10 protein-coding genes and 1 pseudogene are annotated in these 13,922 nt (G+C 37.9%); 7 read left to right on the top strand and 4 right to left on the bottom strand.

The window, feature by feature from the left end; all coding sequences use genetic code 11:
• Positions 1–3 precede the first annotated feature (3 nt).
• The 4 genes from L3081_RS21725 to L3081_RS21710 all read right to left on the bottom strand — a co-directional run bounded on the left by L3081_RS21725 (position 4) and on the right by L3081_RS21710 (position 4,638).
• Positions 4–1,731: an SLC13 family permease gene (locus tag L3081_RS21725; RefSeq protein WP_242288412.1), complete on the bottom strand. Its 1,728-nt coding sequence runs from the start codon at positions 1,729–1,731 to the stop codon at positions 4–6.
• Positions 1,732–1,760: 29 nt separating this feature from the next.
• Positions 1,761–3,164 (bottom strand): sulfate adenylyltransferase subunit CysN, encoded by a 1,404-nt coding sequence (cysN, locus tag L3081_RS21720; protein ID WP_242288411.1) that lies wholly within the window; start codon positions 3,162–3,164, stop codon positions 1,761–1,763.
• 86 nt (positions 3,165–3,250) lie between these two features.
• A complete protein-coding gene (gene cysD, locus L3081_RS21715) occupies positions 3,251–4,150 on the bottom strand; it encodes a sulfate adenylyltransferase subunit CysD (RefSeq protein WP_242288410.1) in 900 nt (299 codons plus the stop codon).
• A gap of 179 nt (positions 4,151–4,329) precedes the next feature.
• On the bottom strand, positions 4,330–4,638 hold the full coding sequence (locus L3081_RS21710) for a ComEA family DNA-binding protein (protein WP_242288409.1): 309 nt from the start codon (positions 4,636–4,638) through the stop codon (positions 4,330–4,332).
• Positions 4,639–4,807: 169 nt separating this feature from the next.
• Here L3081_RS21710 and mfd point away from each other — a divergent pair.
• From mfd to L3081_RS21675, 7 genes and pseudogenes are all read left to right on the top strand, one after another.
• A pseudogene (mfd, locus tag L3081_RS21705) lies at positions 4,808–8,375 on the top strand (transcription-repair coupling factor).
• Between the two features lie 279 nt (positions 8,376–8,654).
• A complete protein-coding gene (locus tag L3081_RS21700; protein ID WP_242288408.1) occupies positions 8,655–9,314 on the top strand; it encodes a hypothetical protein in 660 nt (219 codons plus the stop codon).
• A complete protein-coding gene (locus tag L3081_RS21695; RefSeq protein ID WP_242288534.1) occupies positions 9,200–9,916 on the top strand; it encodes a CsiV family protein in 717 nt (238 codons plus the stop codon). The genes L3081_RS21700 and L3081_RS21695 overlap by 115 nt, the downstream gene beginning before the upstream one ends.
• A gap of 18 nt (positions 9,917–9,934) precedes the next feature.
• A complete protein-coding gene (locus L3081_RS21690) occupies positions 9,935–10,231 on the top strand; it encodes a DUF1244 domain-containing protein (RefSeq protein ID WP_242288407.1) in 297 nt (98 codons plus the stop codon).
• A 181-nt stretch (positions 10,232–10,412) separates the two neighbouring features.
• A complete protein-coding gene (locus L3081_RS21685; protein ID WP_242288406.1) occupies positions 10,413–11,465 on the top strand; it encodes a hypothetical protein in 1,053 nt (350 codons plus the stop codon).
• A complete protein-coding gene (locus L3081_RS21680; protein WP_242288405.1) occupies positions 11,408–12,661 on the top strand; it encodes a hypothetical protein in 1,254 nt (417 codons plus the stop codon). Before L3081_RS21685 ends, L3081_RS21680 begins: the two co-directional genes overlap by 58 nt.
• Positions 12,612–13,745, top strand: a complete 1,134-nt coding sequence (locus L3081_RS21675) for an alkaline phosphatase family protein (protein ID WP_242288404.1) — start codon at positions 12,612–12,614, stop codon at positions 13,743–13,745. The genes L3081_RS21680 and L3081_RS21675 overlap by 50 nt, the downstream gene beginning before the upstream one ends.
• The last annotated feature ends 177 nt before the right edge of the window (positions 13,746–13,922 follow it).

The following is a 13,922-nucleotide window of genomic DNA, read 5'->3' as shown; positions in this document are numbered from 1 at the left end:
AATCTAAAATGGGAACACTAAAGGAATCATCAATAATACCGTAGTGCTATAAATAATGGATATAGGTAGACCAAATTTAACAAAATCAGCTAATTGATAATTACCTGCGTTATAGACCATAATATTTGTTTGATAGCCATAGGGGCTAATAAAACTTCCACTTGCCGCAAACGCCACAGCCATCACAAAAGGTATAGGATCAACGCCCAAACCTAACGCTATATTATAGGCGATGGGGAAAATTAATGCTGCCGCAGCACTATTAGTGATTAACTCAGTTAATAATAAGGTTAAAACAAAAATAGCAACGAAGGCTAAATAAGGGCTACTCCCATTAAGCAATTTCTCAATACTATCAGCAATAACACCGACTAGTCCTGTATTCTCAACGGCAGTAGCCAAAGTTAACGCGCCTAGCACTATCATCCAAATTTCTAAAGGGAATCGACGTTTTATTTCATTAACCGTCAGCGCACCACTAAAAATAAGTGCGGCAACATAAATAAATAAACAACTAAGTAAGGATACTGGCGTTATAACCGACACACCAATCGCCAATATAAAGCCCCAGATTGTGCCGTAATCACGCCAACCGTTTAACATATTCACGGCTTGATGCCCTGATAATATAAAAAAGTTCTTTGATAAGTTTGTTCTACTAGAAAAATCTTGCCCTACAGCCAACACAAGAAAGTCGCCCGACTGTAAAACAATATCACCTAACTTACCTGATAAAGCACAACCTTCACGGCGAACAGCAACTACTGCTGCATCAAATCGCGCTCTAAAACCTGCTTTTTTTAAGGTTTTACCTGCAATGGCGGAATCATTTTTTATCAACACTTCGGTTAAATTATTTCGCAACAAGTCATCTTGTTCTGCAAATAATGTTAAGCCATCGAATTGTTGTAAAGTTAATACTTTGGAAATATCACCACTAAAGATAAGTTTATCTGCAGCTTGTAAATTTTCTTCTGGGGTAACAGGTGAGATCAAACGTCCTCTACGAACAATTTCTACCAAAAATAAGGCATCCAAATTTCGTAAACCATTCTCTTCAACGCTTTTGCCAATTAATTTAGAGTCTGTCGAAACTTCTGCTTCAAGTAAATAGTCTTGCGTCGACAAATCGCTCTGTAGCAGATCAGGTAAGGTTCTCGCACGTAAAACCACAATCATTAAACAGAAAACTAATGCTACACCACCAATCGCCGTGAAATCAAAAAAACTAAAGCCTGTTGCTCCCTGCTCTAGTAATAAACTATTCACAATAAGATTCGTTGAAGTACCCACTAAGGTAAGAGTACCGCCCAATATAGCAGCATAAGATAAAGGCAGTAATAGTTTGCCTGCATTAATCAACTTATTACTTTTTACGCTATTAATCAGGGTTGCTACCACAGCCGTATTACTCATTAAGGCAGAAGCAAAAGCTGTACCGATGAAAAGTCGTAGCATTGACCTAATTTTTGATCCACTAAAAACACTGTTACTCAGACGACGTAAAATACTAGTACGTTCAAACGAAAATGAACAAAGTACTAGCAAAATTAACGTGACTAAACCAGGGTTTACCGCATTAGAAAGAATGTCATCTACGCTAACAAAAGAAAGTGCTAAACAAACAAGTACCGTAATTGAAAAAATACGTTCAGGTACTTGTTGGTATTTAAGAAGGCCAACAAAAGTGGTGATAAAAACCGCTATCATCAGCCACTGTTGTATCGTCATTATGATGCTATTATTGCTAAAAGTGCTAATTAAAGCTTAGCAATATCCCTTGCGCCCCAATGCGGGAAGTGTTTACGTACTAAGGTATTAAACTCTAACTCAAACGCTGAGTATTCATGGACTTTTTGATCAAGGGCATTATTAATCATACCCGCACCCACAGTAATATTACTGAGTCTATCAATAAGAATAAAAGCACCTGTACCTTTATTTTCATTATACGAATCAAAATGCAATACTTCATCAACAACCAAATTAACTGAACCAATTTCATTAATGGCTAGCTGTGAACTAGGCATTTTTTCCATCGTATTAACGTCATACTTGCTTTCAATACTTTCCGCATGACCTGTAGTCATTTTGCTGCCATGCTTAATAAAATATTCACGGCCTGGTTCTAATTCATTTTCATGCATCCAAACAACAGTTGCATTAAATTCTTTAGTTGAATGAGGTAAATTGCCTTTTTTAACAATCATCTCGCCACGGCTTATATCAATTTCATCTTCAAGTGTTAATGTGACTGCCATGCCTTTATCAGCACGCTCAAGGTTTCCATCAAAAGTAACAATATCTTTAACAACACTTTCCTTGCCTGAAGGCAAAGCAACAATAGTGTCGCCTACTAAAACATGACCTGATGCAATAGTGCCTGCAAACCCACGAAAATCTAGATTGGGTCGATTAACATACTGCACTTGAAAACGAAATGGCGTAAATTCATTTTTTGGTGCCACATCAATAGTATTAAGCAACTTCATCAAAGTTGCCCCAGGATACCAAGGCATGTTTACACTTTCTTCAACAACATTATCACCGTTAAGTGCCGACAAAGGAACAAAACGTACATCATCAAAATCAAGGGATTGAGCAAAGTCACGATATTCTTTTTTAATTTCTTGATAACGAGCTTGCGAAAAATCCACTAAATCCATTTTATTCACGGCCACAATAATGTGCTTAAGGCCTAATAATGAACAAATAAATGAATGACGGCGTGTTTGAACTTGCACACCATAACGTGCATCAATCAAAATAATGGCTAAATCACAAGTTGAAGCGCCCGTTGCCATATTACGAGTGTATTGTTCATGGCCTGGGGTGTCTGCAATAATAAATTTACGTTGCTCCGTAGAGAAATAGCGGTAAGCAACATCAATGGTAATACCTTGTTCACGCTCAGACTGTAAGCCATCAACTAATAGGGCTAAATCGATCGCTTCGCCTGTTGTACCTGATTTTTTAGAATCTTTTTCAATGGCAGCCAATTGATCTTCAAAAATCATTTTTGAATCATGCAACAAACGACCGATTAAGGTACTTTTACCGTCATCAACGCTGCCGCAAGTTAAAAAACGTACTAATTCTTTATTTTCATGTTGCTTTAAATAAGCTTGAATATCATCTTCAATTAAGTCTGATTGGTGACTCATCACGTTCTCTCAAAATTTATAATTTATTTACTAAAATGTATTTGCCTAGGTTTGTAAGCCCGTCTTAGCTAATAATAGCAAGGTGCTTAAAAGTACCCTTCCATTTTTTTCTTTTCCATAGAGCCCGCACTATCATGATCAATAACACGACCTTGGCGTTCAGACGTTTTGGTTAATAGCATTTCTTGAATAATTTCAGGTAGTGTTGTCGCCGTTGATTCAACAGCACCTGTTAATGGGTAACAACCTAATGTTCTAAAACGCACATCTTTCATTTGAATTTCATCATCAGGACCAATAGGCATACGATCATCATCAACCATAATTAATGTGCCGTCGCGCTCGACAACTGGGCGTTTTTCAGACAAATACAGAGGCACAATTGGAATGCTTTCCAAGTAAATATATTGCCAAATATCAAGCTCAGTCCAATTTGATAAAGGAAATACACGAATACTCTCGCCTTTATTAACTTTACCGTTATACACATTCCATAATTCTGGACGCTGACTTTTAGGATCCCAACGATGGTTTTTATCGCGGAAAGAATAAACACGTTCTTTAGCACGTGATTTTTCTTCATCACGGCGAGCGCCCCCAAAGGCAGCATCAAAACCGTACTTATCTAGTGCTTGTTTTAAGCCTTGAGTTTTCATTACGTCAGTGTGTTGCGCACTACCGTGAGTAAAAGGTCCCATACCCATGGCAATACCATCAGGGTTTTGATGAACAAGCAATTCAAAGCCATAGTCTTTAGCCATTTGATCACGAAAAGCGATCATCTCTTTGAATTTCCAATTGGTATCAACATGTAATAGTGGAAAAGGAATTTTGCCAGGGGCAAACGCTTTGCGCGCAAGATGTAATAACACTGCTGAGTCTTTCCCAACCGAGTAAAGCATTACTGGGTTGTCAAATTCTGCCGCCACTTCACGGAAAATGTGAATAGATTCCGCTTCTAATTTTTTTAAATGAGATAAATTCATTGCCAATACAAACGTTGATAAAATTAATAGTGAAAGAATGCCACATTCGGATTGATAATTCTATATATCAAACGCGTCTTCTATAACAAAATAGAATATAAAAGTTATTTTTACACTTTCAATTTTTAATAAAAAAGTCAGCAATACGCTGACTTTTTAACCTATATAATAAGTGAATTTTAGATCTTCAATCGTCCTATATTGTCCGCTAATACTTTTTCACCTATTCCTTTCACTTTAATTAAATCATTAACTGATTTAAAACCACCAACCTGATCACGATAAGCAACAATCGCTTGCGCTTTTTTATGACCAATTCCTTTTAACGTTACTAAATCATCAACTGTTGACTTATTTAAATGAATAACTTGCTCAACTATCACGGTGTCTTTTGACACAGTATTGTCGGCAAAAACAACATTGCTATTAAAAAGTAAAATTGAAGTAAGTAACGCACAGGTAAGTGTTTTCAGTGATAAAACGTTCATATTAAATCCTTGTAAAGATATCCATTAAAAGTAAAAGCATTTAAATTAACTGCAAAATGCTATCTTTAGGTTTAGTAATAAAATAAATTTTTGTCAAATACATTTCAAATCACACAAAACTAGTTAGAATATGCAGTCATAATTTTCGCTCCCTTATTAAAATTACGCTATGATCAAAAAAAGCTGTTTACTAACGCCCACTTTAGCCAAAAACACCCTAACCAGAGTTGATAAAAAAACCTGGCACAATCTACAAGGCTCTAGTGACAGTATCGCGTTATATCACAGCGCACTAGTCAGTGATGCACCAATATTATTGGTTACTCACGACACGCCAACAGCACTAAAACTTGAACATGAATTGCGAAGTTTAACGCAGGATGAAGATGACTTAGCCTTATGCTTATTTCCTGATTGGGAAACTTTACCCTACGATACCTTTTCTCCCCATCAAGACATTATTTCTCAACGCCTGGCAACGCTTTACCAATTATCACGTATGAAAAAAGGCATTGTCATCGTGCCAGTCACTACCTTAGTACAAAGACTAGCCCCAAAAAAATATATAGAATCAAATAGTTTTATTGTTAACAAAGGCGATAAAAAAGACTTACACCGAGCTTAGACAAACGCTAGAGTCTTGTGGTTACCGTAGTGTTGACCAAGTGATGGAACATGGGGAATTTTCTGCACGGGGCGCAATTCTAGATGTTTTCCCTATGGGTAGTAACATCCCTTTTCGTTTAGATTTTTTTGATGATGAAATTGATGAAATTCGCTTATTTGATCCAGATAATCAGCGTTCAAATGAAAAAGTAGACAATATTAACTTATTACCGGCACATGAATTTCCAACAGATAAAGACGCAATAAATTTATTTCGCAGCCAATATCGAGAGCTATTTACAAGCTCAATAGATAAAGAATCAATTTATCACCAAGTAAGTAATGGTATTCTCCCACCCGGTATAGAATACTACTTACCACTTTTTTTCGATAACAAGAATAACACTGATGCAAGCAGTAGTAGTTTATGCGACTACTTAGCACCTGATACACTCATTGTTGTATCGGGAGACATAGATAAATCACTCCGGCAATATTGGCAAGATATTCATTATCGGTATGAAAACCGACGTTACGATCCAACACGCCCGCTATTGCCACCAGAACAATTGTTTTTAAGTGAAGAGTTGCTTTATACCGAGTTAAAACCATTTGCTCGCATTACAATTGAAGCTTGTACGCCAATGGTGCAATCACCCGAAATTGAGCAAAAGCAAAAATCGAGTGCTATTCATTTTGATGTTGAAACATTACCTGACTTAACCATAGATCATAAGCTTAAACATCCTTTTGAATTAATAAACAACTTTATCAGTGATAAAGAAACCCCCAATAAAATATTATTTATTGCAGAAAGCCAAGGTCGACGAGAAAGTGTATTAGAGTTACTCGCACGCGATAACATCAAGCCAAACATATTCAACACAATTGAAGATTTTATCGATTCCCCAGAATCATTAGGGATTAGTGTTAATGCACTCAGCCAAGGTTTTACTTTCCAAACTAAAAAACGCACCAAAGCCAGTACTAAAAATAATGCCATCGCTCTCATAACCGAAGCAGAATTATTAGGTGATCATGTTCGTCAATCAAGACGACGAAATAAAACTCAAGATATTGAAACCGATGCTATCTTCAAAAATTTAGCGGAACTTTCTATTGGTCAGGCGGTTGTTCATATAGAACACGGTATTGGACGCTATTTAGGCTTACAAACGTTAGAAACAGGCGGAATTACCACAGAATTTTTAATGCTTAGCTATGCTAATGATGCAAAATTATATGTACCTGTTGCGTCTTTGCATTTAATTAGCCGTTATTCAGGCAGTGACCCTGAACATGCACCATTGCATAAACTCGGCACCGATACCTGGAGTAAAGCGAAACAAAAAGCGGCCGAAAAAGTACGTGATGTTGCAGCTGAATTACTCGATATTTATGCCAATCGCGCAAGCAATACCGGCTATACTTTTAAACGTGATAAAGAAGACTACTTAGCCTTTAGTGATAGCTTTGGTTTTGAAGAAACCTTCGATCAACAACAAGCCATCAACGCGGTAATCAGCGATATGCTATCACCTAAATCAATGGACAGACTTGTTTGCGGTGATGTGGGTTTTGGTAAAACCGAAGTCGCCATGCGTGCAGCTTTTGTTGCCGTTAATGATAACAAACAAGTTGCGATTCTCGTACCAACCACCTTACTTGCCCAACAACATTATGACAATTTTCGTGATCGTTTTGCTAACTGGCCAATCTCTATCGAAGTACTCTCTCGTTTTAAAACAGCCAAACAACAAACCGAAATAATAAAGCAAGTTGAATCAGGTCAAATAGACATATTAATTGGTACCCACAAATTATTACAAAACAGCATTAAATATAAAGACTTAGGCTTATTAGTCGTTGATGAAGAACATAGATTTGGCGTAAAACAAAAAGAAAAAATTAAACAGCTACGTAGTAATGTCGACATTCTTACATTAACTGCCACCCCGATCCCACGTACATTAAATATGGCCATGGGCGGCATGCGAGATTTATCCATTATTGCAACGCCACCGCCTAAAAGATTAGCCGTTAAAACCTTTGTACGCCAACGTGATGAGGCACTGATTAGAGAAGCAATCCTACGAGAAACGTTACGGGGTGGCCAAGTTTATTTTTTACATAACCATGTCGACACGATAGAAAAAACAGCCGCTGACATTCAAGCACTTGTACCCGAAGCACGAGTTGTGACAGCACACGGACAAATGCGAGAACGTGAACTTGAACGCATTATGAGTGATTTTTACCATCAACGCTTTAATGTAATTGTGTGTACAACCATTATCGAAACGGGTATTGACGTTCCCGGCGCCAACACAATTATCATGGACAGAGCTGATCATTTAGGCTTAGCACAATTACATCAATTACGTGGCCGTGTTGGTCGTTCACATCACCAAGCTTATGCTTACCTGTTAACCCCCCATGAAAAACGCATGACAAAAGATGCCAAAAAGCGTCTTGAAGCAATCGCCTCACTGGAAGATTTAGGGGCAGGCTTTACACTAGCAACGCACGATCTAGAAATACGAGGTGCGGGTGAATTATTAGGTGAAGACCAATCAGGCTCAATGAGCCAAGTAGGCTTTAGTTTATACATGGAAATGCTTGATCACGCCGTAGAAGCATTAAAAGACGGTAAGCAATTATCCCTTAATCAAGTTACCGCTAAACAAACAGAAATAGAATTACGTTTACCGACCTTGATCCCAGAAAGTTATATTTTTGATGTCAGCATACGTTTAAGCTTATACAAACGAATCGCTAGCTGTAAAAACAAAAATCAATTAGATGATATTCAAGTAGAGTTAATCGACCGTTTTGGTTTATTACCCCAAGCAACAAAAAACTTAATTCATATTGCGAAAATTCGCTTAAAAGCCCAAACTATTGGTATATCACGCATTGAAGTGAGTGAAAAAGGCGGCTCAATTGAATTCAATGACGATACCAGTGTTGATCATATGTTGATCATTGCTTTAGTGCAAAAACAACCAACAATGTATAAGATGGTACCGCCTAACAAGCTAAAATTTAGCCAAAAAAGTGAAACCGAACAAGCAAGATTTAACTTGATCAGCAACTTATTGAGTGAGTTAACAGCAAATAAATCAAAATAACTAACATAACTAACATAACTAACATAACTAACATAACTAACATAAAACTAATATCAGATATCAAACGCGGACTATTAATGAAATTAAATTCAGCTTTCTTCTATTCACTGCTTACGCTAAGCCTTTCTCAGCTTACTATGAATACTGACGTTTGGGCCCAAAATCAAAAAGATGCGGACACTGACCGATGGTTTGAAATTGAGGTGATATTATTCCGGCAAATTAGGTGATAAAGCTAACTTAAAAGAAAAATTTCCTAAAGGTATTAATGCCTCAAAATTGCCTAAGTATAAGCACTCTTTTGATCTTCTAGGCTCATATCTACAACCAGATTTAACGAACATAAAACAATTGATGCCCCAGTGCGGTGAATCAAAACCACAGCAATTCCAATTCTTAGCTGAGCTACTTCAAAATCTAGATCAAGTGCAAGTTGATAGCCAATTTAAATTGATAGAAACTGAATTAAACCAAACAAGATCACAAATAAACGATCAAATAAATGAACAATCAAACACAACCCCTATCGTTTTAGACTTACAGAAAGAGGATTTAGCTAAAGCAATTTTCTCAACTAAATCGCTTTGTATTATTACGCAAACAGAAATGGCAGACATTCTTGATAAAGAACAACTTGAGCATTTCAATATCGACTCATTTGGGGTTGATGCTTTACCAAGTAAATTGAATGCCATGGGGTTACATGATAGTGACAACCCTTATTTAATTGCTGATGAGTCTTTATTATTAAAAGATATCTATCAAGGGTTACGCTGGAGTAAAGAATTCCAACCTTTACTACATTTTGGTGGCGACAAGTGGGTATCACAGAAAAAGATGCCATTCCACTTAAACTGTTTGCCGGCGATCATATTGAATATCAATACCAAAAAGCACTTACTACCTATCAAGCTGAAGTTGAAGAAGCTAACGCGATAGAAAAAAACTTACTTGAAAAATTATCCCAAAATCAAACGAGTGTTGATAATGAATTCAAAATAGATCAAGCACAAAAGCCACAAGTGTTAACTCAAACACAACTATTTTCTCGCCTTGACGCTTTAGAACAAAGCACCTCAAATGACGCAATAGATAACGAGATAATTAATAATATTGTAAATCAAATTGATAAACAAAACCTTGATACGCTGTTAACTCAAATAACGCAAAGTGAAAGCAACCTAACTAACAACATCGATATAAACGGTGAAATACCTCATGGTATTTTGCCAATTACTAGGAAAAAATCACCTGACTCTCTACTGCAACCATGGTTTTTAGACGGTTTTTTAAAAATACATTTAGATCATTACCTTTATATCACAGCTGATTTCAATTTGTATAATCAAGACCCCATTGAAACCATCTCTGACAATGGCATTTCTGATGAGGTTAAGCTCATTAACTTTAGTCAAAACCGACGGGTAATTACAGGTGAGATTCATTATTTTGATCATCCCTACATTGGTATGGTTATACAAATAAGACGCTTTGATCCTACTCAACCTGAAGGTGAACGCGTAAGCCAAGCAATTAGATAAAAATTAACGAGGACCACCATGAACAAAGAAATTGAAATTCAAGCCGCTGTATTTAGACGTTTACTCGCGCATTTAGACAACCGAAAAGACGTACAAAATATAGAACTCATGAATTTAGCAGGATTTTGCCGTAATTGTTTTAGTAAATGGACCGTGGCTGAAGCTGAAAAACTCGGTGTAACCGTAGATATTGATAGCGCTCGCGAACAAGTTTATGGCATGCCTTATAGCGAATGGAAAGAAAAACACCAACTCCCGGCAACAGAAGAGCAACTTGCTAAATTCAATGAGTTAAACTCCAAAGTTAAACAATAGTTATTATAATAATAAAAAATAATGTTAAAAACCTACCAAAAAAATAACCTTTAATAAAACTAAATAATTCATCGTACTACCCTACCTTCATCTTAATCTTCCTATATTTATGCCACTATTATATAGTGGCTCATGAGTTATCTTTATAGACGCTATTTAATAGATATAAATGGGGATTACATTGAAAGACAATAACATAAACACCAAGCACACAAGTGTAGATATTGGCCTAGGGTACGAACAAGAGATAGCGGGCTTATTTCAATTTGGAGAGAACGGACCAAGTTTAATAGACGCAATCACCTTTGTTTTTAGTCAAACCCTACAAAGAGATATGTTTTTCGGCTCGTGGGCTCAAGCGTACCGCAATGGTAATGGCGAATACAGACTCAAGATAACCAGTCCTAACAAGGATGTAACGCCTTACCAAGAATTAGTGCCTAAATACATTGACGCGGGTAAACAGGCCATAGCAAGTTATTACGAAAATGTGCCCTATTCTGTACGAAAAGACTGGGAATTTTTACTGCCGTTTGGCCTAGCAATGGCCAATATAAAATCTATCCAATTACTCCACTTTCCGCCATTAGAAACCTTTACCTACAAAGATTACCTATATTCCCCCACCAATCGACGATGGGAATGTTTATTAGCACAAAATAGTTTCAATGGGGTAAATAATACGCCAGTTGAACGTATTATTGATGTAGCGCCAATCGCGGCTCCAGGTGGCGCAGGTAAAGAACTCACCGACTATAATCAAGATTTTATTCCTTATGTTAAAGCGCAATTAAACAATTTTCTACGCCCACTAGAAGCCACTAATAACGAACTAACGCAACCTGTTGTTGCCTACGGTGGCCCTGTGCATGAATGGCTACAACAAGCCTTTTCACTGAAAACAACACCGCAAACACTCGACATCATTAAATTAGCGGTCTTAGATAGCAAAGTTACTGGTAGTGCGCCCTGTACTTGGGTTTTATGTGCTAATCACCCAAGTGAATATCTGTACGATACTGATATTCCATTAAAAGATGCGAACAAACCTAACGGAGAATACCCTGCTCCTATTGAAGTGATGTGTCAGGATTTAATTGCGGCAGGTTGGCAAGCACATATGTCTGAGAATCCGGGTGATGATCCCTACAAAACCCTGACAATGATGGAAAACCGTTGGGGCGGGATCCAAAAACTAACAAGGTCAAAACCGATAAAATTGACGACTTGTTAGCTATTATGAAAGAACAAAATCAAGCTTTTAACTTAGATAATAACAACTTTACTCCCACTCCTGAACAAACCGCAGCCAACACATTTGCTATACAACGCAATAGCACAGCTGATAACTATGCAACCTACGCTATAGATATCACAGCCAAAAACATTTTCTCTGAAGTCGCAATGGCTAAACAAGCCACTTTTGATAAAACACACCAATTAATGCAAGTAGGCGGTTACCTCATCGACTGGAAGCCCGCCACCTCAGACGATGAGGTTATCGATTACCGCGTATTAAAATATGACCGAAATAGCAGTAATCCACTTGCCGAAAAAGTCGTGGCATACGGAAAATGGCCTAAGGATAAGTTTTTTAGTAATTATAGACCCAATTATGGCGCAAGCTATGCTCAAATTGAATTACTCGGTTTCCCTGGCTATGTGCTTAGTATAATTCCTGCAGAAGGAAGACGAAGTTATCAGTTATGGAGCTTTGATCCCTTGGCCGAAGATGATTGTTTGTCTGCCGGCGAATTTCAAACAGGTGGTTTCCGTGATATAAGCGCAGATAGAGAATTATACCCCATGGGTAATTATGTATTAGACCGAAAAGGTGCTAATTACCGAGTATGGAGTTTTGATCCGCAATCAACCCCACCCCTTGCCTTACCCACAATTCAAGAAGGTAACTGGACTCATATAGACGAAACAGACGCAATGGCAGTATTAGGTGAGCATATTGTAACGTGGAAACCTAACAATATTGCAGCAGGTTGCCAGTTATGGTTATTTGATGCTAGTCAAACTGACCCTCTCGGCAGTCAAGCCGTGAAAACTTCAATACTTCCTAAAAACTTTGAACAACACACCAGTTTATTCGGCGTTATTCCAAGTCAACCAAATGACCAAGCAGCACAAAAAACACCTGGCACTATCGAATTTATGCGCGATAAAATCGAACATGTTGTGTATTACATGGTAGAAAGCCGCTCTTTCGATAATGTGCTTGGTTGGTTGTATGAAAAAGGAAAAGAAGACGGGCTACACTGGGTTGGTAAAGCTGATGATGGTTTTCGCGGCTTAGATACATCAATGAACAATACCTTACCTAACGGTAAACAAGCCTTTGTTAGCCAATATCAGCAAGGAAAACTCAGTAATGATTATGTGCTTGGGTGGTCCTGCACAAGATCCGTGGCACGACAATAGTGACGGATTGATGCAAATGTTTCATGGCTATAACGGTTATGCCGATCACACCCAACCTACTATGGACGGCTTCGCTTGGAACCAAAATAGCGCATCCGTAATGACGAGTTTCAGTCCTGAACAGCTCCCCGTATTAAATGGCCTCGCGAAAAACTTTGCCGTAAGTGACGATTGGTTCAGTTCATTGCCTGGTGGCACTGATGTTAATCGAGGCTTTTCGGTTAGCGGCTCTGCTTATGATCGACTAGGTACATGGGAAGGAGGAAAGGCTTATCAAGATTGGCCTGATCAAGCCCATCGTCAGTCTTTCTGGAAAACACTATGGAACCACGGACATGAAGATTGGAAGATTTATTATAATGTTATTTGGGATAAGGCTGTTTTTACTTACCAACTCTATTTAAAAGGCCAAATTCAAGCGGTAGATGCAGCATGGGCTAAAGCGGTACTGCAAGAAAAAGAGACTAATAACCTACCAAACTCACAGTGGATATCACCAATGGAACAATTCTATGATGATATAAAATATAACAAACTGCCCCGTTTTAGTTATATTGAACCCGCTTGGGTAGGAGAAAGCTGCACTTCTTATCACCCGGGATCATCATCCTCTGGTATCGCTTCCGTAGTACCTGCTGAACGTGCCCTTAATGATATTTATGAAGCGTTAAGCAGTAATCCAGACATTTGGTCAAAAACATTACTTGTGGTAACTTTCGATAAAAATGGTGGCCTGTTCGATCATGTGCCACCGCCTTATGCCAATAAACCTTGGCCAAACGATAGCAGCGATGGTTTTAAGTTCGATATAAAAGGCCCCCGTGTACCGGCAATATTTGCATCACCATGGGTCAAACCCAACACAGTAATGAGATCGAGTAACGGCCAAGGATTTGACTCAACGTCTTTTGCTGCGACTTTATTAGATTGGTATGGTATTGCCCCTAGCACATGGGGACTGGGGGATCGTATTGCTAAAGCACCTACGACAGAAGGCGTTTTAAATGAAGAGAAAGCACGTAAAAGCGTTCCAAAACTTTCTGTTCCTTATGATAAAAGCTTTCCTAAAAACACAAATACCTAAGAAACTTAACCTATCACAAAAATAAAGATAGTAAAAAAATAAATGGGTGCTTTAACAGAGCATCCATTTACCAACGGGATCACGCTAACAAATAATTAACTAACCTGAGCTCGGCTTAACAAATGCTTCTCTAGTAGCTATTTTTCCTTACTTCTGCGTTAAATTTACTTGCAATAG

The sequence above is a fragment of the Colwellia maritima genome (assembly GCF_022669015.1).
In the GTDB taxonomy this organism is placed as follows: Bacteria; Pseudomonadota; Gammaproteobacteria; order Enterobacterales; family Alteromonadaceae; genus Colwellia; species Colwellia maritima.
Note: the sequence above shows the minus strand (reverse complement) of the source record. Positions and strands in the feature narration are given on the sequence as shown.

Coding starts and splice junctions, on each gene's coding strand:
- L3081_RS21725 (WP_242288412.1), bottom strand. CDS start 1,731: ATGACGATACAACAGTGGCTGATGATAGCGGTTTTTATCACCACTTTT.
- cysN (WP_242288411.1), bottom strand. CDS start 3,164: ATGAGTCACCAATCAGACTTAATTGAAGATGATATTCAAGCTTATTTA.
- cysD (WP_242288410.1), bottom strand. CDS start 4,150: ATGAATTTATCTCATTTAAAAAAATTAGAAGCGGAATCTATTCACATT.
- L3081_RS21710 (WP_242288409.1), bottom strand. CDS start 4,638: ATGAACGTTTTATCACTGAAAACACTTACCTGTGCGTTACTTACTTCA.
- L3081_RS21690 (WP_242288407.1), top strand. CDS start 9,935: ATGAACAAAGAAATTGAAATTCAAGCCGCTGTATTTAGACGTTTACTC.
- L3081_RS21675 (WP_242288404.1), top strand. CDS start 12,612: ATGATTATGTGCTTGGGTGGTCCTGCACAAGATCCGTGGCACGACAAT.